Below are 17,992 nucleotides of genomic sequence, written 5' to 3'. Positions count from 1 at the left end.
AAATCTTCTTCGCAACCATTACCTTGGTCGACCGAAGCGGTGTAACGTCATCGCTCGAGAAGGCCGCAACCGATGGCGAATAGCCGTCAGAGGCACTGTCGGATAATGCGCTTCGAGGAGCACCTGATGCGTTCAGCTAAACCACTTATCACCGCAACGGCGGTGGCCGCCACCGTCGTTGTCGGTCTAGCCGCCGCACCGACTGCCCGGGCGACCACCAAGGAAGAAGTGGCCGTCAACGGGACATTCCGCGTCACGTCGATCGGCGACTATGCCCAACGCAATGATCAATACTTCGGCGAACCGACGGTGTACCAAACCTGGACCATCAACTCGACGTGCGCCAATTTCCAGGAATGTCAGGGCACGGTGACGAGCGACCAGGGATGGACGGCGCCCGCCTATTTGCTTGATGGGGAGATGTGGAAGGTAAGGCGCGAAGTGTCGAATTGGGAGCGGTGCGAGGACGGTACCGCGTTCAACGGGCAGCAGACCTTCTTTTTCTACCCGGTGAACGACAATGGTGGATTCCAAATCGGCTCGCCGACTTTCTCGGGCAAGGACAAGACGGTCGGCCCAAGCGGTGCCTGTGGGCAAAACCAGTGGCTCGATATTACGATGCCAATGCGCATGGACCGGCTCTCCTGACCGGCGGTTGTAGCCCGGTTAACCCGCCAGCCCGGGTCGCATCGCGGCTCGGATCGTGTCACGGTGGCGTCAGGTCGGAAGCATGTCCTTCCACGTCTTAGGCGCTTTCGGAGCAACGAGATCCGACTGCTGGTACAGCTTGCCGTCCGGACCGACATAGCGCCCGGTGTGTGGATCGTATTTTGCCACCACGACCGACGGCGCGGGCTTAGAAGCGTTGCCCCCGAACGAACTTGGCGCCGCCTGAGGCTGCCCGCCGTCGACCTGATCCGGTGGGGCGGGGGCCGGTGGTGGCGGCGGAGGTGCGGGATGCTCGCCCGGTGCGGGGACGTCGAGTGGCGCAAAAGCCGGGATATCAGCCGACATCGGCGATATCGGCGCCAGCCGTGGTCCCAACGACGGCACTGGGGGAACAGCGGCCCCAACAGTGTCCGGTGGGGGATTTTCTCCCCGGGGCCCCGCGGGTGCACCGCGCGGCACCGCTCCCGGCGGCAGCGGCGTTCCCTGGAGCGGGCCGAACATTCGGTTGTCGGCGGTAATCCGGTCGTCGGGCGGAACGCCCTGGGCGAGTAGGTTCGGATCCAGTGGATACGGGCCGGTGGTGTGCTGGCGCATCGCCAACGGCATGTACGGCTTGTCGCTGTTGCAGATCTCGACGGTCGGCGCGCGCTTACCCGGGTGGCCCATGCAGGGATAGTTGCGGGCACCACGAACCGCGATCGGCGAATCCTGCGGAAGTTTGCAATACAACCCGTCTGGTGTGTCGATGTCGGTGAGGTCGTCCGGAGATCGCCAGGTGTTGGGTGGCATGAAGCCAACCGTGCAAATCGGCGGATCGTCGACCGTAGCTGCGAAGTCGCCGTAAGCCCTACCGTCGGGATGGTTTTCGCCCGAAGCGGCCTGCTCGATAGCGACCCCCGACGGCAGCAGAACCAGCAACTGCTCTATCGAAGGGTGGTACGTGACGCCGATCTGTCCAATGGTGGTCAGGTTGGCAAGCAATACCGGCAGCGTCGGTTTGATTTGTTCGAGGAGCCTGGACGCCTCGTCCGCAGCGTCAGGACCCTTCTGCAGGATGGTACGGAAGTGGGAATCGTTGTTCGCCAACGTATCCGAAATGCCGGCGAAGCTGCGTGCCCATGTCCGAATCGATTCGGTGGTGCGCGCTTGCGTATCCAAAAACGGCCCAGTGTCTTCGGTTAGGGCTATGGTGCGATCGACGACGCCGTTGGCGTCGCGGGACAGTGTCTTCGAGGAATCGATCAGTGACCCCAGGTCGTAACCGGATCCGTTGAAGCCCTGGAAAGTCTCGTCGAGCAATTGGCCGAGTTTGTTCTTCGGGATGCTGCCGACCAACGCATTGAGCTGCTCGAGCATCGGCCCGACCGCCTGCGGAATCGTCGAGTTGCGCGCGGAGATTACCGAACCGTCGTGCAAGTACGGCGGCGAATCGGTTTTGGGCTGTAGGTCCACGTACTGTTCACCTACCGCGGAGACACTGAGCACCGCTGCTGTCAGGTCTGCGGGGACCTTGGGTGAAGTGTCAAGGGACAGCGTCGCTTTCGCGCCGGTCGGCGTCAAACCCACTGACGTCACCTTGCCGAGCTGAACCCCACGGTAAGTCACATTGGAAAACTGGTACAGGCCGCCGGTAGCCGGAAGCTCCAGTGTCACCGTCATCTTGCCAATGCCCAGCAGGGTGGGCGCTTGGATGTAGAACAGCACCATCGAGATCACGCCAATGGTCCCGACGATCGTGAAAATCCACAGCTGGATCCGAACGAAGCGCGTCAGCATCTATCCGCCACCTTCCGTCGGTGCCGTTGCCGGTGACTGCGTCTGACCGAGACCCGCGTCAGGTGTCGAAGCCGACGCAGGCCCGGGCGGGGGCCCGTAGCCCGATGACGGCCCCGGCAGCGGGACCCCGTTTGGCGGCGGCGGCAACGGAAGCGCATTGGGATCGACCCACGGTGGCCGGATGGGGTTATGCAAGGGATCGAGTGTGTAATTCATGCGATATGGGTCTCCGGGCACCGGTGGCACGGGCATGTCCAGCTGCCCCCAGTGGGTTCCCAGCAACAATCCCTTCTTGAGCCGTGGGATCGTCAGGTCGAAATCGAAATGCAGGTTGAAGAAGTCGCCTCGAACGGCTCGGTCGACGAAGTTCTGGGTGAACGGGAACACGAAGCCCGCCGCGATAGCCGCGCCGAACTCGGGTCCGACGTCGGCGAGCGCTTTGATGGTCGGCTCCAGGTTCTGGAGGTTCTTCACCAGATCGGCTTCGGAGTCGTTGACCAACCTGTTGGCCGTATTGCTGAACGCGCGAAGGTGATCCAGGGCCTCGGTCAGCCGCGGCCGCTCCTTGATCAACACATCGAGCGCCGGCGGTATCTTGTGCAGCGCCTCGGTGACAACGTCGCGTTGCTCGGCGAAGGTGACTGACAGCCGATTCAGCGCCTGGATCGAGGCGACGATGTTTTCCCGCTGGTCGTCCAAAGTCCCCACGAACGTGTCCAGGCGGGTAAGCAGATCACGCACCGCACCCTCGTGCCCCGACAGCGAGGCCGAGAAATTGTGGATGACCTCCCCGATCTGTCCCAGTCCACCGCCATCGACGACCGCGCCCAGCGACGACAGCGTCTGCTCGGTCGACGGGTAGGCCGACGACCGGCTCAGCGGGATCGTGGCGCCCGGCTGCAGCCGTCCAGTTCCCGACTGCCCCAACGGAGTGTTGAGTTCCACATGCATGGAGCCCAGCAGGCTGGTCTGACCGACGCTGGCCACCACGTTGGCCGGGACCACCACATCGCGCTTGACCGAGATCTCGACGTCGGCGTGCCAGCCTTGCACCTTCATCGCACCGACACTGCCGACGACGACGTCGTCGATCATCACCGGCGAATTCGACTCCATCGTACCGACATTCGGGAGCTCGACGTGGTAGATGTTGGCCCCCGGCCCGCGTCCGACCGCACCCGGTAGCGGTAGTGAATTCAGGCCGTGGAATGCGCACCCCGACACCGACAACGCCACGCAACAGCCGGCGGTGAACATCCGCCGAGCCGCAATCCGGGCGATCACTGTTGTGGCCCTTCGGCCGGCAGCAGCATGTCCGACACGGTCGGCGCCGGTGGTGGTGGCATCGGTGTCGACGGTGGCGGTGGCAGCGGCATCGCCGCGCCCGGTATCCGCTCCGGCGGCACCGCCCCCGGCGGTCCCACCGGATCACCCGGCAGGCCCGTATAGGCCGATACCGCGGGCGGGATCTCAGGTGCAGCGGGTTTCGGGCCCTCGCCGCCGGGCGCCAAGCGCGGTTCGGTGTAGAGGACCCTGGCCGGGTCAATCGACTTGGAGATGAACGGGTTGAGGGGAAGTGGCGAGTTGTTGTAGCTGGTTTGGCGCAATCCTGGTCCGATGAACAGGGCGCACAGCTTGCCCGTTTCGACCGCGGTGATGTTCTCGATGGCGCCGATTTGCGTGCAGCCCGGAACGGACAGCAGAACCTGACCGCCCCAGGTGGGATTCGCCATATTCATGAGCCCGAACCCTCCGACGATGGTTCCGGTGTCGGCGTTGTAGTCGTTGAAGAAGTTGCCCAGCGCATTCGGAGCGCCGTGCAAAATGTTTTCCAGCGCCATGTGGTGATCGACCAGGTTCTGTGTGACGTCGGCCAATCTGGCAATCTGCTCGCTGGTCTGGTTGCGAGTGCCGGCGATGAATCGCTGTACTTCGCCGACCGCCGTCGACAGGTCTGTCAGCGCCGCGTCCAGGTCGGATTTGCTGTCGTTGACCACGCTGGTAAGCGTGGCCAGGCGGTCGTTGAACTGGACGAGCTGAACGTTGCTGTCACGCAGCGCACCGACGAAGGTCGACAGGTTTTTGATGATGTCGACGATGTTGCCGCTGCCGTTGGCGAGGATCCGGGCCACACCCGACAATTGACCGAGTGTTTGCCGCAGCTTGTCGCCGTTACCACCGTCGAGTGCACTGGCGGCGCTATCGATGAACCGGCCCACGGATGTGCCCGATACCCCGCTCTTGGGTCCCAAATCCGTTGCCAGCCGCATCAACTGGGTCTTAACCTCGTCCCACTCGACCGGCACCGCGGTGCGTTCGACCGGTATGACTGCCCCGTCGTGCATGACCGGACCTTTATCGCGATAGGCCGGTGAGAGCTGGACGTAGCGGGCGGCGACCAAGTTCGGGGCGACGATAACCGCCTTGGCGTCGGCCGGAATCGACACGCCACGGTCGACCTCGAGGATCATCTTGGCCTGTTTACCCTGCGGCTCAATCGATTTGATGTTCCCGACCTTGACACCCGAAACCCGCACCTCGTCATGGGGGTAGATCGCGGTGGCGGTGGTGAAATAAGCGGTAATCGTCCGTGGGCCGAAGACCACGTTACGGACGACTACGGCGACGCCGGCGACGAACAGCACGACCAGGACAACCGCCGCCACGGCCGTAAGCCGGTTGCGCGGGATGCGGGAGGTCATTGTGATCCTCCGATCCGTCCACCCAACGTGCAGCCAGGACACTGCGGAATCGAGTTGTACGGCCAGGGAGTCAGCGCCCGAGGTACCGGCGATGGGAAGCCAGGACCCTTCGAAGTGTCGAAGGTACGGAAGCCCCAGAGGTAGTCGAACAACTCCTGGAAGAGTTGCGGGACAAGGAAGTTCGGGGCGAACGCCTGATAGGCGTACATACCCGAGATGGCCTCGCCGACCGTGATCTCGAATTTGGCGAGGCCCGGCAGCGCTTTGGCGATGTTGTCGCGGTTCTTCTCCAGCACCTCGGTCACCCGGTTCAGCCTCTCCAGCGTCGGTGCCAATGTCGCTTCGTTGTCGTGCACCAACCCCGTCAGCTGTTTGGCCACCACCGACGTGTTGGCCAGCAGGTCCACGATCTCTTGTCGCCGTGCCACCAGGACTTGCAGCAACGAGTCGGAATTGAGGATGAGCTTGTTGACCTGCTGGCTGCGTTCGGAGAGTATGCCGGTGACGTCACCGGCATACTTGAAAAGCTCGCTCAGGTTCTTGTTACGGCTGTTCAGGGTGCGCGATAGCCGGGTGAGTGCGTCGAAGGCCGGCCCCATTTGCGGCGCGATCTGGTCGAGTGTCGCCGCCAGCGTGTCCAACGACTGATTCAGCGCTGTCGTGTCGGTACCGGCGGTGTCCGAGGTCAGATCGCTGACCGCTTCGGTCAACGAGTAGGGCGAGGACGTGCGCGAGATGGGGATGAGAGCCAGCGGATGCAGCGTGCCACCGCCGGCGGACTCCAGCGTCAGCATCCGCTCACCCAACAGCGACCCGGTGCGAATATGCGCGGTGGACTCTGACCCGAGCAGAACGCTGCCCTTGGTTGTGAACGTCACCAGAGCATCGCCGTGGCTCAGCGACACATCCGACACCGTGCCGACCTTCATCCCCGACACAATGACGGGGTTGCCCGGCGCAATACCGCCGCCTTCCGTGAACAGTGCTTGGTAGCGGACCATCGTCGCCCAGGAAATGAACCGGTCGGGCGACAGGCCCACCAGGATGACCATTACCGCCAGGGCGACGCCGATGAACCCCGCCTTGACCCGACCACCTCCGCGATATTTGAGCATTAGGGTTCTGTGCACCTTCCTGCTTCTGACCTAAAGATATTGGCGCGCACGGTCTTACCCTGAAGGTCCGTGCCGCGGAGACCGAACTGGCAGAGGTAGTACGGGATGGTGGCGCCGTTCACGCCGAGTCGGACCAGCTTGCGGTAGTTCTTGGGCGCCTTTTGGATGGCGGCGTCGAGGCGGTCCTTGTCGCCATCGAGTATCGGGGCCAGCCGATTCAACTGAGCTATGGTGCCGGACAGCGGCGGGCGGGCCTCGGCAAGCAGATCCGCCAGCGAGGCGGTTCCCTTATCCAAGGCGTCAATGGCGGACCCGATCGTGTCACGGTCATTCGACAGGCCGCTGACAAGCTGCTCGAGGCGATCGATCGCACCCGAGAACTGGGTGCCGTCCTTGGAAACCGTGCCGATCACGATGTTGAGGTTGTCGATGAGTTGCTGCACGGTTTGATCGTTGTCGGCCAAGGCGTTCGAGAACGACGTCGTCTTGGCGAACAGCGACTCGAGGGTGCCGCCCTGACCCTGGAAGACTTGCAACAACCCTGAGGTGAGCGCGTTGACGTCGCGCGCATTCAAGCCCTGGGTAACGGGTTTGAGTCCGCCGAGCAGGAGGTCGAGGTCAAGCGCCGGCTGGGTGCGGTTGACGGGGATCTGACCGCCGGCCGACAGATGCTTGGTCGAGCCCGGACCATCGACGAGTTCGAGGTAGCGATCGCCCACCAGGTTGAGGTAGCGGACCGCCGCCCTGGTGCCCTCGGTGAGCACGACGTTGCGGTCGGCGTCGAACTTCACCACAACTTTCTTATCCGGTTGCAGCGACACGCTATCGACCGTGCCCACCCGGATCCCGGCGACTCGTACCGACTGGCCCGGCTTAAGACGCGACACGTCGGTGAAGACCGCCGAATACCCGTTCGTCGAACCCGTTCGGTACTGGCCGAAGATGAAGAACAGGAACGACGTAAGGATCGCCATCACCACCACGAAGACGCCGAATTTGATTAGCGTTGCGCGCGTTCTCATCCGGGTTGTCCGATCTGAGCGGGGTTGCGTGGTGGGCCCGCGATCGGCCCGTACAACAGCTGTTTGAGGAGGTCGGAGTTGATCAACAGCTGTGGGTTTCCGAATCCCACCGGGTTCGCGCCGATATCGGCGATCAATTGCGGCGGGGACGTGTTGAACGGCAGCTTCGGCAGACCCACGCACTGCGGGCCGCCCGTCGCCGCGACCTTGGGCAGGTTCGTCGGATACCGGTAGCGTTCGGCACCCCACGTGAGACTCGCCGAGATGTTGATGCTCGGTTCCGACAAGGGCGCACCGTGCGATAACTGTACGAGTCCGCCGAAAGCGCAGGTGAGCGCCGGGCCGTACTCATTGGTCAGATTGGTGGTCGGCACCAGCAGATGCATCACATCCGTCAACGGTTGGCGGTTCGCCGACAACACGTCGTTGCCGATGTCCGCCAAGCCGATCGCGCTGATCAGCAACGCATCCAGGTTCTGCTGCTCCTCCACAATCGTCTTACTGATCCGGGTCGCGTTGGAAGCGGTCTTCACCAGGTCTGGTGCCGCGTCGGCGTAGGCGTTGGACACAGCAGGCAGGACCGCGAGGTCATGGCGGAATGCGGGAAGGCTCGGCTCCAGCCTGGCCAGAAACGAATCCAGGTCACTCAGGGATTGGCCGAGCCGTGGGCCCCGCCCGCTGAACGCTTGTGCCAGTGCGCCCAGTGACTCGTTGAGCTTCGGTGGGTCGATCTGGGACAGGACCGATACCAATTGCTGGAACACCGTATTGATTTCGACCATGACGTGCTGGCCCTGCAGCGTCTGGCCACCGTGTAGCCGCTGCGCCGAGGGTTGGTCGGGTTCGACCAGCAGGACGGACTTCGCGCCGAACACCGTCGACGACGCGATATCGACGAGCACATTGCTGGGAATGAAGTGCATCTGCGATGGGTCCATCGCCAAGTGAATGGCCGCTTTGCCGTCGGGCAGCGCGTCGATCGAAGCGACCTTGCCCACTTGGACGCCGCGCATCTTGACCTTGGCGTCCGCGTTCATCACCAGGCCGGCTCGTTGCGAAATCACGGTCACCGGAACGGATTCGGTGAAAGAGCCCTGAAACAGCCCTACCGCAAAGGCGAAAATCAGGCAGATGCTGATGACGGTGATCAGCCCGAGCAGGGGTGGCAGGTAATTTCGTCCGGCCGGCGGCCGGGCATGGCCGGCGCGCGGGGGTCGGCCGGCGACCGCGCCGCGACCCGCTGGCACATTCTGCGTCACTTCCTTTGCACCTCCTCTGCTAGCCGGACAGGTTGAAGTTGCCGTTAGTACCGTAAATAGACAGCGAGACCAACAGCGTTACCGACACCACGACGATCAGCGAGGTGCGCACGGCGTTACCGGTCGCATTGCCCACGCCAGCCGGCCCGCCCGAAGCGAAATAGCCGTAGTAGGTGTGGATCAGCAGGATGGTGAGCGCCATCAGGATGGCCTGCAGGAACGACCACAACAGGTCGATCGGATTCAGGAACGTGTTGAAGTAGTGCTGGTACAAGCCCTGCGACTGTCCGAGTAAGAACGTCGTGGTGAACTGGCTGGCGACGAACGACAGGATTACGGCGATGCTGTACAACGGGGTGATAGCCAGCATTCCCGCCAGGATCCTGGTGCTCACTAAATAGGAAACCGGGCGAATGGCCATGGCCTCCAACGCATCGATTTCTTCGTTGATCCGCATGGCACCCAGCTGAGCCGTGACCCCGGCGCCGAAGGTGGCCGCCAGACCGATCCCAGCGACTACCGGTGCCGCGATGCGCACATTGATGAACGCGGACAAAAAGCCCGTCAGTGCCTCGATGCCGATATTGCCCAGCGAGGTGTAGCCCTGAATGGCCAGCGTGCCGCCCGCCGCCAGCGTCAGGAAGCCGACGATCACGACGGTCCCGCCGATCATCGCCAAAGTGCCTGCGCCCATGCTGATCTCGGCAACCAGCCGTACGACTTCGTGCCTGTAGTGGGTCGCTGCGAAAGGTATTCCGGCGAGCGACTTCCCGTAAAACTGGGTGTGGTCGCCGATCCGGCCCAGCGCGGCGACGGGCCTCTCGAACTGGCGGCTCAATCGCGGATATACGCCCCTCAGCGCCATGGCAGCCCTACTCCGCCGTCATCTTGATGCCGATCGCGGTGACGACCACGTTGACGACGAACAGGGACATGAACGCATAGACCACGGTTTCGTTCACCGCGTTGCCCACGGCCTTTGCGCCCCCACCGGTGATCGACAGGCCCCGATAGCAGGCGACCAAACCTGCGATGAGGCCGAAAAGCGCTGCCTTGACGCACGAAATGGCTACCTCGGGCACACCGGTGAGCAAGGTGATACCCGCGGCGAACGCGCCGGGATTGACGTCTTGCACGAATACCGAAAAGACGTAGCCGCCAAGGACGCCGATGATCACCACGAGGCTGTTGAGCAAGAAGGCAACCAATCCGGAAGCCAACATGCGCGGTGTGACCAACCGTTGCACTGGGTTGATGCCCAGCACCTCCATCGCGTCGATTTCTTCGCGAATTGTTCGCGATCCCAGGTCCGCACACATCGCCGTAGCACCCGCACCCGCCACGATCAAAACCGTGACCAGCGGGCCGAGCTGGGTGACGGCACCGAACGCGGCACCCGCACCGGACAAATCCGCCGCGCCCAGTTCGCGCAACAGGATGTTGAGCGTGAAGCTGACGAGGACGGTAAACGGGATCGCTACCAGCAAGGTGGGAGCCAGCGACACGCGCGCGACAAACCAGGACTGCTCCAAAAACTCCCGCCACTGGAACGGCCGGCGGAACGCGAACTTCACCGCGTCGGCCGACATTGCGAACAGCGCCCCGACCGCCTGCATGGGACCCGAGAGGTCCCACTTCAGTTTCAGCGCAGGCAATCCCGTTGACCAGTGGTCAGCGCCCTTAGTCGCCATCGGCGTCGACCCCTTCCCAAGCTACGAGACCGACAGTCTTGTTGTTGTGCAACGGCTGAGGTAGATTCGGCTCAACCAACAATCCCGAGTGAATGCTGCCGGCAATGAAATGCACGGTGGGCAGTCGAAATTCAGCGTCTATCGCTGGCGGGGCAGCATTTCCCTTCCTCACGCCTGTGTCTCCGTTCAGTCGCGCGAGTGGGCGCATCAAAACGAAGAGCCCGGCGTCTTGAAGCGTTCCGAGATTATGACTCATGCCGAGTCCAAGGTGGAGCAAAAACGCAGAATCGTTATTGCACAACCTGTAACCGCAGCGCGCGAACAGGAAGCGTCACTTTTGTTGGTGGGCTGAGACATTAAGGCTGCTCCGGTTCTACGTGACGACACCGGCCGTCTTGAGCTCGATAATGCGGTCCCAATCGAGTCCCAATTCCAGCAGGATTTCGTCGGTTTGTTCCGCGAATCCGGGTGCAGGCCCGGTTTGCGGTGCGGTGACGTCGAACTGGACGGGGTTAGCGACCAGGTCGAGTTCGCCTGCCCGAACGACATATTCGTTGGCCCGGATCTGCGAGTCATCGGCTGCCTGCAACGTGTCCTGGACCGGGGCCCATGGCCCGGCCAACGTGGCAAAGCGTTCGCTCCACTCGGCAAGCGTGCGGGTTGCGATGGCCTTGGTCAAGATCTCGACGGCTTCCGCCGTGTTGGCAGTGATCTGGTCGATCGTGGCGAACCGGGGATCGTCGGCCAGCTCGGGCAGCTCGACGTGCCGGCAAACGTCGGCCCAGAACTTCGTCGGCTGCATCATCACGAAGGAGATGTAGCGGCCGTCCGATGTCGTGTACAGCCCTACCAACGGGTTGTTGGGTGCGCCGTGCACACCGGGTGGCGGTGCCTCGAGTCGCTGGTTCAGGTGCTTGGTCAATGCGACGGTGTGTCCCATCGACCACAGTCCGCTGCCCAGCAGCGACACGTCGACGACGGATGGTTCACCAGTGCGCTCGCGCTTGAGTAACGCCGCCGCAATGCCTCCCGCCAAGTTCGTCCCAGAGATGGTGTCGCCGTAGGCGGGTCCGGGCGCCGCGATCATTCCGGGCATCCCCATCGGGGTGATGGTGGCCGCCGTTCCGGCCCGACACCAGAAGGCGGTCATGTCGTAGCCGCCCTTGGTCGCTTCTTCACCGCGCGGGCCGAGCGCGCTGCCCCGCGCGTAGATGATCGACGGGTTCACCGCCCGAATGTCGTCGACGTCGATGCCGAACTTCTGCCGGGCGCCGGGCAGGAAGCTGGTCAAGAACACGTCCGAGCGGCGGGCCAACTCGTAAAGCACTTCCTTGCCCTCGGGAACCGACATGTCGAGGCCGACACTGCGCTTGCCGCGGTTGGCGTGCTCGATGTTGGGATTCGGATCGCCTTCGACGCGCAACATGCCGGTCTGCCGAAGTCCACGCTGCGGGTCGCCCGTCACCGCGTGCTCGACTTTGACCACATCGGCGCCCCATTCGCCCAGCACGGCGCCCGCCGACGGGACAAACCCGTACATGGCGACCTCGAGAACGCGAATGCCTTCCAACGGCCTCATTTGTTGCCTCCCATGACCGGAACGGCAAACGTCTTGCGCTCCAAGAACTCTTCGAGTCCGGCGACACCCATCTCGCGACCGACACCGGACTGTTTGAAGCCCCCGAACGGACTGTCCGCCCCAAAGTAATTGCCGCCGTTGATCGAAAACGATCCGGTCCGGATCCGGCGCGCCACGGCAAGGGCTCGATCCTGGTCGCGACTGAACACCGCACCCGCCAAGCCATACACCGAGTTGTTGGCGATGCGCACCGCGTCGTCGTCATCGTCGAACGCGATCACGACGAGCACCGGCCCGAAGACCTCGTCCTGCGCGATCTCGCTGTCGGGGTCGACATTGGTGAGCAACGTCGGCGCATAGAAGAAGCCGGGATCCAGCCGCTTGCCGCCGGCGATCAGAGTCGCCCCGGCGGCCACGGCGCGCTGCACCATGCCGTCGACCTTGTCCCGCTGACGCTCATTAATCAACGGGCCCATCAACGTCTTTGGATCGGCCGGATCTCCGTGACGCACCTTGGCGAAGTTGCCCGCGATGATTTCGACGATCTCGTCGTGGTGCGACCTGGGCACCAGAAGCCGTGACGTCAGTGCGCAACCCTGCCCCGCGTGGGTGACCATGCTGAACGCCGCGAACATGCCGGCGGCAGTGAAGTCGGCGTCATCGAGCATGATCGCCGCCGACTTGCCACCCAGTTCCAGGAAGACGCGCTTTACCGTCGCACTTGCCGCGGCCATGATCTGGCGGCCAACGGGCGTCGACCCGGTGAAGGTGACCACGTCGACATCGGGGCTCGTGGTGAGTGCCTCTCCGGAGGCGGCGTCCGACGAACTCAGCACGTTGACGACGCCGTCGGGGATGTCGGTGTGGTTGGCGATCAGCTCACCGAGCGCGAGGGTGACCAGTGGTGTGTCCGGCGCAGCCTTGAGGATTACGGTGCAACCCGCCGCCAGCGCCGGCGCCAGCTTGGCCAGCGCGAGCTGATTCGGGTAGTTGTAGGCGATGATCGCCGCGACAACGCCGGCGGCCTCTTTCTCGACCCAGCGGTGGTGCTGCATGCCTCGCGATTCTCTTTCGCCGAGGTCTTCGGAGAATGCGTAGCTGCGGAGCAAGTCGGCATAGAAACGCACGATGTTGATCGGTTCGTCGAGCTGCGCGCCTTGGGTGAGGGCGCGGGTGGCCCCAACCTCCGCGATGGTGATCTCGCGCAACTCGTCGGCGTGCTCGACCAGTGCCCGGTGCAGCTGATCGAGGCAGCGGATCCGCGACTCGACATCGGTTGACCAGTTCGTGGTGTCGAAGGCGCGGCGCGCGGCCGCGATCGCCGCCTCGGCCTCGTCGACGCCGGCGTCCGGAGCATGGCCGATGACCTCGCCGGTCGCCGGATTGATCGAGGGGAATGCCCTGTCGCATGTGACGAGCCGGCCATCGATCAACAGTCGGCGGTCGACCCCCGAGCCTGCGGTTTTCCCGATCTCCGACACTGTGACCTGCGCTGGCATTCGGCTCCTCTTGTGGTGACGGTCACGAAAATTTCATTCTCTTCCCGGGCGAATCTTACATTCGACTCTCGAGAATTCAAGAAAGTCATAGGAATGGGACAGGGGCACTGACCAGCGCCGCGATGACCGGAACGACGGCGTGCGACTGGCCTCAGCCCAGGCAGCAGCCCGTTTCCTCGGCATGTTGCACGCCACTTCGGCGTGAGAGTAATGTTCTCATAATTGCGAAGGAGATTCTTTGTGACTGAGATGGCCGGATTTAGCCCAGGGGCCTTGGCGTGAAGACCGCGGTGGTCACCGGTGGCGGATCAGGGATTGGCCTGGCGGTCGCGCATCGGCTGCGTGCCGACGGCCTTGACGTCGCGACCATCGATCTGCGGCCGTCGGACGCCGAATTGTCTTTCACCGCCGACGTGACGGACAGGTCCCAGGTGGATGCCGCGCTGTCGGCAATCCGCGCGCAATTGGGACCGGTGGCGATTCTGGTCAACGCCGCGGGTCTGGATGGATTCAAGCGGTTCAGCAACATCACGTTCGAGGACTGGCAGCGTGTCGTCGACGTCAACCTGCACGGGGTTTTCCACACGATTCAGGCGGTGCTGCCCGACATGGTCGAGGCGGGGTGGGGACGAATCGTCAACATCTCGTCGTCGAGCACACATTCCGGCGCTCCCTATATGTCTCACTACGTCGCGGCCAAATCGGCGGTCAATGGGCTCACCAAATCGCTGGCCCTCGAGTACGGCCCCAGCGGGATCACGGTCAATGCGGTGCCGCCCGGCTTCATCGACACCCCAATGCTGCGCAGCGCCGAGCAACGCGGCTATCTCGGCGACATCGACGAGACCATCGCGCGGACCCCGGTGCGCCGGATCGGCAAGCCCGAAGACATCGCGGCCGCCTGCGCGTTCCTGGTATCCGAGGAAGCCGGCTACATCACCGGCCAGATATTAGGCGTGAACGGCGGCCGAAACACCTGAGCAACGTCGTCGGCGGGACTACCGTAACGCCAGCCACACCGCAGCCCCAGGAGGAGACATCGTGAAGGTCTGGGTTGATTCAGATCGCTGCCAGGGCCACACCCTGTGCGCCATGATTGCGCCGGATTCATTCGAGCTCAGCGACATTGACGGCAGTTCGTCGGCGGTCAACGAGGTGGTGCCCGCCGACCAGGAAGACCAGGTTCGTGAGGCCGCGCAATCGTGTCCGGAGCAGGCGATCATGATCACCGACGAGACCTAAAGGGAGACAGCACGTTGAGTGTCGACGACGTCGCGAGCGATAGCAACGGTCAAAAGCCGACGTACCACTTCGACCGAAACGCGCCGGAGTACCGGTCGCAGTTCAAGCAGATCACCGAGGAGATGCACGCCAAGTGCCCGATGGCGTGGTCCGAGACCTACGGTGGACACTGGGTCGCGGCAGGTAGCCACGAGGTTTTCGAGCTAGCCCGCTGCCCCGTGGTCTCCAACGACCACGACATCCACAACGAACGTAGCGGCTACAAAGGGATTTCGATCCCGACCGCCAGCCGCGTCAGCGCCGTGCGCGGCGGCATCCTCGAGATGGACGAGCCCGACCACCGCACCTACCGCAACGTGTTGAACCCCTACCTGTCGCCGGCGGCGGTCAAGCGCTGGGAACCATTTATCCACGACATCACCCGCGCCTGCCTCGACGAGAAGATCGAAGGCGGCAGCATCGACTTCGTCGATGACCTGGCCAACATCGTGCCCGCCGTTCTGACACTGGCGATGCTGGGCATTCCGCTGAAGGAGTGGAACCTCTACAGCGAGCCGGTTCACGCGGCCGTCTACACCCCGGAGCACTCCCCCGACATCGAGAAGGTCACCGCGATGCACCGGGAGATGGGCCTGGACATGGTCAACACCATGCTCGAGATTCGCGAGAACCCGCGGCCCGGCATCGTGAATGGATTGCTGCAGATGCGAATTGACGGCGAACCCGCCCCGGATCTGGAAATTCTCGGCAACCTCGGCCTGGTTATCGGCGGGGGCTTCGACACCACTACGGCGCTGACGGCCCACACACTGGAATGGCTTTCCGAACATCCCGACGAGCGCGACCGGCTGTCGCAGAATCGCGACACCCTGCTCGACCCCGCAACGGAAGAGTTCCTGCGCTATTTCACCCCGGCCGCCGGCGACGGCAGGACCTTTGCCGAAGACGTCGAACTCGACGGCAATCAGTTCAAAGAGGGTGAACGGCTGTGGATTTCGTGGGCGATGGCCAACCGCGACCCAGCACTGTTCGCCGACCCGGACGACATCGTCCTTGATCGTAAAGGCAACCGGCACTTCAGCTTCGGCCTCGGGTTGCATCGGTGCAAGGGGTCAAATGTGGCGCGTACGGTGTTCAAGTCGATGGTGACGGCGGTGCTGGACCGGGTGCCCGACTACCGCTGCGACCCCGAAGGCACCGTCCACTACGAGACCATCGGCGTGATCCAGGGCATGCGCAAACTTCCGGCGACCTTCACCCCCGGCACCAAGGTCGGGGCGGGACTCGACGAGACGCTCGAGAAATTGCAACGCATCTGCGACGAGCAGCAGCTGGCTCTGCCCGTCACCGAGCGTACGGAAATCGCCGTTATCGACTAGGAGGGCTGGACGAACCGGCCGTTGACTGCTCCGATTTTTCCGAGTAGCGCTTGTTTCTGCACGGTCGCGCTCTATATTCAGGCCAAGCTGGTGCAGAGATGGGAGACGAATCGGTGAAGACTTTCGCAGCAAGCGTTGCGCTTGCCACGGCTGCGCTGACTGTCACTCCGACCGCCCATGCGGACATGCTGTTTAGCAATTACAGGGTGGACACCAACCGGGATCCCGGCCATAGCTGGATCTGGTCGATCAACCCGTGCACTCCCACAGCGTCCGGATGCGTGAATGTGTACGCGACTCCGCAGCCCAACGGGCAAGCGGCGCCTTGGAGGGGGGACGCTCACCTGGCCAACGGCCGCTACACGGTGGCCGTTGACGTGCCCGACGGTGTGCGCTGCGTGGTCCAATTCTTTCCCTCGCACGATGTTTATTCGTGGGACGCGGTGACGCTGGCGGGTCAGGTCGACTCCACATTCGACACGGGCTGCGGCGGCGGACCGGGAGGCACCAACACCTACCCGTTCTCGCTCGTGCGATGGTAGCCGCGTGAGAAGTACTGGAGTCAGTCGCCGGCGAGGGCGACGGGAAGTAAGCAGGATGGCTGAGGCCAAGGAACCACCGCAGGATTCGGCCGCATCGAAAGCCGACACCATGGCGTTGATCGCCGAAGCCGAGGCCGAAGCCGCCGAGGCCGAAGCACTAGCGGCCGCTGCCCGCGCCCGCGCCCGCGCAGCCCGACTTCGGCGCGAAGCGCTGGCTCAGGATGAGGCGGAGACCGAGGCCGAGGCCACCGAAACCACCGAAGAGGCCGCGGTAGCCGAAGAGGACGAAACCGGCACCGCCGAGGCGAAGACCGACGACGTCACCGAAACCGACGAGGACACAACCGACGAGGGCGTAGCGGAGACCGACGACGACGCAACCGAGGCCGACGCGGAAGTCTCCGATGAAGCGCTCGAAGATGCAGAAGCAGAACCCGCCCGCTCCCGGCGACGCGTGTGGTTGCCATCGTTGTCCGTGGCATGGAAAGCGGCCGTGATCGTCCTCATCTGCGCCTTCGTTGGAGCCAGCGGATACATGGTGTGGCAGCGTCACGAATCCAACGAGCGCAGCGAGCGGACCGCGAACTTCATCGCGGGGGCCAGACAAGGCGTCATCAACATGTTTTCCCTGGACTTCAACAGGAGCAAGGAAGACGTTCAGCGAGTACTCGACAGCTCCACCGGCCAATTCAGAGATGATCTGCAGCAGCGCGCAAAGGATTTCACGACCGTCGTTGAACAGTCCAAGGTGGTGACCCAGGGGGCCGTGAATGCGGCAGCCGTGCAATCCATCGACGGAAATTCCGCGTTGGTCCTCGTCGCGGCGACATCGCGAATCACCAACGCGGCGGGCGCCAAAGACGAACCGCGCAACTGGCGGCTCAAGGTGACCGTCACCGAAGAGGGTGGGCAATACAAGATGTCGAAGCTGGAGTTCGTTCCATGACCGAGGACGACCGCAGCACCGACGCCGAAGATGTATCTTCCGAAGAGACGGAAGTCAGTGGGCCCAGCGAGTCGCGCGCGCGTCGCAAGGTGAAAGTCGTTCCCGTTGTTCTGATTTTGCTCCTGCTGGCGTCCGCTGGCGCGGCAGCGTGGCTGTACTTCAAGCAGTACCGGCCTGATCAGCAAACCGACGCCAGCGTCGCGAACGCGGTGGTCAATTCGGCGTCCGACGGAACGGTCGCGTTGCTGTCCTACTCGCCCGACTCACTGGACAAGGACTTCGCCGCCGCCAAGTCTCACCTGTCCGGGGACTTCTTGTCCTACTACAACCAGTTCACCGAACAGATCGTTGCTCCGGCAGCCAAACAGAAGGCACTGAAAACCAATGCTCGGGTGTTGGGGGCCGCGGTTCAGGACCTACACCCGGACTCGGCCGTCGTGCTGGTGTTGGTCGACCAGAGCACCACGAGTAAGGACAATCCCGACCCCTCAATGACTTCCAGTAGCGTGCTGGTGAGTTTGGCCCGTGTCAACGGGACCTGGCTGATCACCAAATTCGACCCGGTCTAGCA

The 17,992-nt window shown here is 63.2% G+C and carries 18 protein-coding genes; 8 read left to right on the top strand and 10 right to left on the bottom strand.

Features of this window, described 5'->3' with window-relative positions:
- Positions 1-126 precede the first annotated feature (126 nt).
- Complete coding sequence (locus H7K34_RS12765; RefSeq protein WP_264062459.1) at positions 127-648, top strand: Rv2253/PknI dimerization domain-containing protein; 522 nt, start codon at positions 127-129, stop codon at positions 646-648.
- Between the two features lie 69 nt (positions 649-717).
- Here H7K34_RS12765 and H7K34_RS12760 read toward each other — a convergent pair whose 3' ends face one another.
- From H7K34_RS12760 to H7K34_RS12725, 8 genes are read right to left on the bottom strand one after another with little or no spacing between them, the layout of a single operon-like run.
- Positions 718-2,445, bottom strand: coding sequence for an MCE family protein (locus H7K34_RS12760; protein ID WP_264062274.1), 1,728 nt, complete (start codon positions 2,443-2,445; stop codon positions 718-720).
- Positions 2,446-3,729 (bottom strand): MCE family protein, encoded by a 1,284-nt coding sequence (locus H7K34_RS12755; RefSeq protein WP_264062273.1) that lies wholly within the window; start codon positions 3,727-3,729, stop codon positions 2,446-2,448.
- On the bottom strand, positions 3,726-5,147 hold the full coding sequence (locus H7K34_RS12750) for an MCE family protein (RefSeq protein ID WP_264062272.1): 1,422 nt from the start codon (positions 5,145-5,147) through the stop codon (positions 3,726-3,728). The genes H7K34_RS12755 and H7K34_RS12750 overlap by 4 nt, the downstream gene beginning before the upstream one ends.
- Positions 5,144-6,262 carry an MCE family protein gene (locus H7K34_RS12745; protein WP_264062271.1) on the bottom strand — a complete coding sequence of 373 codons (1,119 nt, stop codon included), beginning with the start codon at positions 6,260-6,262 and terminating at the stop codon, positions 5,144-5,146. Before H7K34_RS12745 ends, H7K34_RS12750 begins: the two co-directional genes overlap by 4 nt.
- The gene (locus H7K34_RS12740) at positions 6,262-7,284 is read right to left on the bottom strand and encodes an MCE family protein (protein ID WP_264062270.1); all 1,023 of its coding nucleotides are present in this window, start codon (positions 7,282-7,284) and stop codon (positions 6,262-6,264) included. The genes H7K34_RS12745 and H7K34_RS12740 overlap by 1 nt, the downstream gene beginning before the upstream one ends.
- Entirely contained in the window at positions 7,281-8,543 is a 1,263-nt protein-coding gene (locus H7K34_RS12735) for an MCE family protein (protein ID WP_264062269.1), read from the bottom strand. Before H7K34_RS12735 ends, H7K34_RS12740 begins: the two co-directional genes overlap by 4 nt.
- A 19-nt stretch (positions 8,544-8,562) precedes the next feature.
- Positions 8,563-9,408, bottom strand: coding sequence for an ABC transporter permease (locus H7K34_RS12730; protein ID WP_264062267.1), 846 nt, complete (start codon positions 9,406-9,408; stop codon positions 8,563-8,565).
- Positions 9,409-9,415: 7 nt separating this feature from the next.
- Positions 9,416-10,234 carry an MlaE family ABC transporter permease gene (locus tag H7K34_RS12725; protein ID WP_264062266.1) on the bottom strand — a complete coding sequence of 273 codons (819 nt, stop codon included), beginning with the start codon at positions 10,232-10,234 and terminating at the stop codon, positions 9,416-9,418.
- An 88-nt stretch (positions 10,235-10,322) separates the two neighbouring features.
- Between H7K34_RS12725 and H7K34_RS12720 the strand changes: the two genes are divergently transcribed.
- Positions 10,323-10,586, top strand: coding sequence for a hypothetical protein (locus H7K34_RS12720; protein WP_264062265.1), 264 nt, complete (start codon positions 10,323-10,325; stop codon positions 10,584-10,586).
- Positions 10,587-10,607: 21 nt separating this feature from the next.
- On the opposite strand, the gene H7K34_RS12715 is transcribed toward H7K34_RS12720, so the two are convergent.
- Together H7K34_RS12715 and H7K34_RS12710 are read right to left on the bottom strand one after the other, a co-directional pair.
- Positions 10,608-11,813 carry a CaiB/BaiF CoA transferase family protein gene (locus tag H7K34_RS12715; RefSeq protein WP_264062264.1) on the bottom strand — a complete coding sequence of 402 codons (1,206 nt, stop codon included), beginning with the start codon at positions 11,811-11,813 and terminating at the stop codon, positions 10,608-10,610.
- Positions 11,810-13,312, bottom strand: a complete 1,503-nt coding sequence (locus H7K34_RS12710; protein ID WP_264062262.1) for an aldehyde dehydrogenase family protein — start codon at positions 13,310-13,312, stop codon at positions 11,810-11,812. The genes H7K34_RS12715 and H7K34_RS12710 overlap by 4 nt, the downstream gene beginning before the upstream one ends.
- A 278-nt stretch (positions 13,313-13,590) precedes the next feature.
- Between H7K34_RS12710 and H7K34_RS12705 the strand changes: the two genes are divergently transcribed.
- The 6 genes from H7K34_RS12705 to H7K34_RS12680 all read left to right on the top strand — a co-directional run bounded on the left by H7K34_RS12705 (position 13,591) and on the right by H7K34_RS12680 (position 17,990).
- Positions 13,591-14,292, top strand: coding sequence for an SDR family NAD(P)-dependent oxidoreductase (locus H7K34_RS12705; RefSeq protein WP_264062261.1), 702 nt, complete (start codon positions 13,591-13,593; stop codon positions 14,290-14,292).
- Positions 14,293-14,353: 61 nt separating this feature from the next.
- Positions 14,354-14,554: a ferredoxin gene (locus tag H7K34_RS12700; protein WP_264062260.1), complete on the top strand. Its 201-nt coding sequence runs from the start codon at positions 14,354-14,356 to the stop codon at positions 14,552-14,554.
- A gap of 14 nt (positions 14,555-14,568) precedes the next feature.
- The gene (locus H7K34_RS12695) at positions 14,569-15,933 is read left to right on the top strand and encodes a cytochrome P450 (protein WP_264062259.1); all 1,365 of its coding nucleotides are present in this window, start codon (positions 14,569-14,571) and stop codon (positions 15,931-15,933) included.
- Between the two features lie 98 nt (positions 15,934-16,031).
- Positions 16,032-16,475 carry a hypothetical protein gene (locus H7K34_RS12690; protein WP_264062258.1) on the top strand — a complete coding sequence of 148 codons (444 nt, stop codon included), beginning with the start codon at positions 16,032-16,034 and terminating at the stop codon, positions 16,473-16,475.
- Between the two features lie 55 nt (positions 16,476-16,530).
- Positions 16,531-17,421 carry a hypothetical protein gene (locus H7K34_RS12685; protein WP_264062257.1) on the top strand — a complete coding sequence of 297 codons (891 nt, stop codon included), beginning with the start codon at positions 16,531-16,533 and terminating at the stop codon, positions 17,419-17,421.
- Entirely contained in the window at positions 17,418-17,990 is a 573-nt protein-coding gene (locus H7K34_RS12680) for a hypothetical protein (protein ID WP_264062256.1), read from the top strand. The genes H7K34_RS12685 and H7K34_RS12680 overlap by 4 nt, the downstream gene beginning before the upstream one ends.
- Positions 17,991-17,992: the final 2 nt, after the last annotated feature.

Origin of the sequence: Mycobacterium montefiorense, assembly GCF_025823255.1 — a bacterium.
GTDB classification, from domain to species: Bacteria; Actinomycetota; Actinomycetes; order Mycobacteriales; family Mycobacteriaceae; genus Mycobacterium; species Mycobacterium montefiorense.
Note: the sequence above shows the minus strand (reverse complement) of the source record. Positions and strands in the feature narration are given on the sequence as shown.